2 protein-coding genes and 1 pseudogene are annotated in these 1,479 nt (G+C 63.4%); 2 read left to right on the plus strand and 1 reads right to left on the minus strand.

Annotation, left to right across the window (positions count from 1 at the left end):
* A pseudogene (locus JV551A3_RS04350) lies at nucleotides 1-195 on the plus strand (NAD-dependent dehydratase); the annotation flags it as partial.
* Between the two features lie 115 nt (nucleotides 196-310).
* Here the strand turns inward: JV551A3_RS04350 and JV551A3_RS04355 are convergent.
* Nucleotides 311-754 (minus strand): winged helix-turn-helix transcriptional regulator, encoded by a 444-nt coding sequence (locus JV551A3_RS04355; protein ID WP_085592015.1) that lies wholly within the window; start codon nucleotides 752-754, stop codon nucleotides 311-313.
* Nucleotides 755-856: 102 nt separating this feature from the next.
* On the opposite strand from JV551A3_RS04355, the gene JV551A3_RS04360 reads away from it, so the two are divergent.
* On the plus strand, nucleotides 857-1,479 hold a 623-nt coding region (locus JV551A3_RS04360; protein WP_133978364.1), incomplete at its 3' end, for an MFS transporter.

Consider the following 1,479-nt stretch of genomic DNA (forward strand, 5'->3'; position numbering starts at 1 on the left):
GCCACATCGCTGAACCAGTTGCTGGCGGCGCTAGAAAAGGTGGTGGGTAGCTTGCCGGCGGTCAGCTATGTGGCGGCACGTTCGGGTGACATTCGCCATTCACGGGCGGACAACCAGCGTTTGCTGGCGCGGTTCGAGTTTCCGCAGGCGACGCCGATTGTCGAAGGGCTGGCGCGGCTGTTGGGCAAGGGCTGAAATCCCTGGGGGCGCTTTGCGCCCCAATCGCCGGCAAGCCAGCTCCCACAAGAGCGAGTACGCGGTCCCTGTGGAGGCTGGCTTGCCGGCGATTGGGCTGCACGGCAGCCCAGAATCACTCATGCCGCACCACTTTTCGCAGGCAATCCCCTGCCGCCAGCACCCGCCCATCCCGGGCCCGCACCTGCAATGTTTCCAGCGCCTGCCCCGTATCACCATCCACCAACTCCGAACGCACTTCGCCCGCCTCGAACAGAAACCGCTCCCCCCACTGCCTCAAGCCAACCACCACAGGAAACACCGATCGCCCTTTCTCGGTCAGCACATACTCCTTGTAGGCACTGCCATCCGACGCCGGCTGCAGCGTCAGCAGCCCGCTCTCCACCAGCCACTTCAGCCGTGAGGCGAGGATATTCTTCGCCAGCCCCAGGTTCTTCTGGAACTCACTGAAGCGCCGCAAGCCATCGAAGGCGTCACGCAGGATCATTAGCGCCCAACGGTCTCCCAGTACCTCCAGGGCCCTGGCTACAGGGCATTGCGCATTGTTTTCATCGAGCATGTGCGGAGCCTTCTGTGATCATCTGGTTGCAGATTAAAACCACATTTGCTAAATAGCCAGTGTGTGGTTTCAATTCGAAACCAGATTGACGAGGCCATCCCGATGAACCCTAGGCTTACACGCTGGATAACCCTGCTGCTGGCCATCACCAGCGCCATGGCCGTGGCGACAGTGTATTTCGCCCAGCCTCTGCTTGAGGCGATGGCCACTGACCTGGGCGTGGCACAGCAGCAGATCGGTTGGGTAGTTGGCGCGACCCAGGCGGGCTATGCCCTGGGGTTGTTGCTGATAGTGCCGCTGGGGGACCTGATCGACCGCAAGCGCCTGTTGCTCGGGCAGTTGCTGTTCTCGGCCGTGGCGCTGGTTGGTGTAGGCATCGCACCGAACTGGGCACTATTGCTGCTGGCTCTGGCCATCACCGGGCTGATGGCGGTGATGGTGCAGGTAATGGTGGCGCATGCAGCGAGCCTTGCCGCTCCCGGCCAGCAGGGGCAGGCCGTGGGTACCGTCACCAGCGGCGTAGTGCTGGGCATTCTGCTGGCGCGGCTGGTCTCGGGCGGCCTTGCCGACCTGGCTGGCTGGCGCAGCGTGTACCTGATCGCAGCAGGGCTGTTGATGTTGCTGGCCCTGGTGTTGTGGCGCAGCCTGCCCACGGGGCAACCAGTGGCGCTGCGGTCTGGCTACCGGGCGCTGATCGTTGCCCAGTTCAGGCTGTACCGGAGCGA

Origin of the sequence: Pseudomonas inefficax, assembly GCF_900277125.1 — a bacterium.
In the GTDB taxonomy this organism is placed as follows: domain Bacteria; phylum Pseudomonadota; class Gammaproteobacteria; order Pseudomonadales; family Pseudomonadaceae; genus Aquipseudomonas; species Aquipseudomonas inefficax.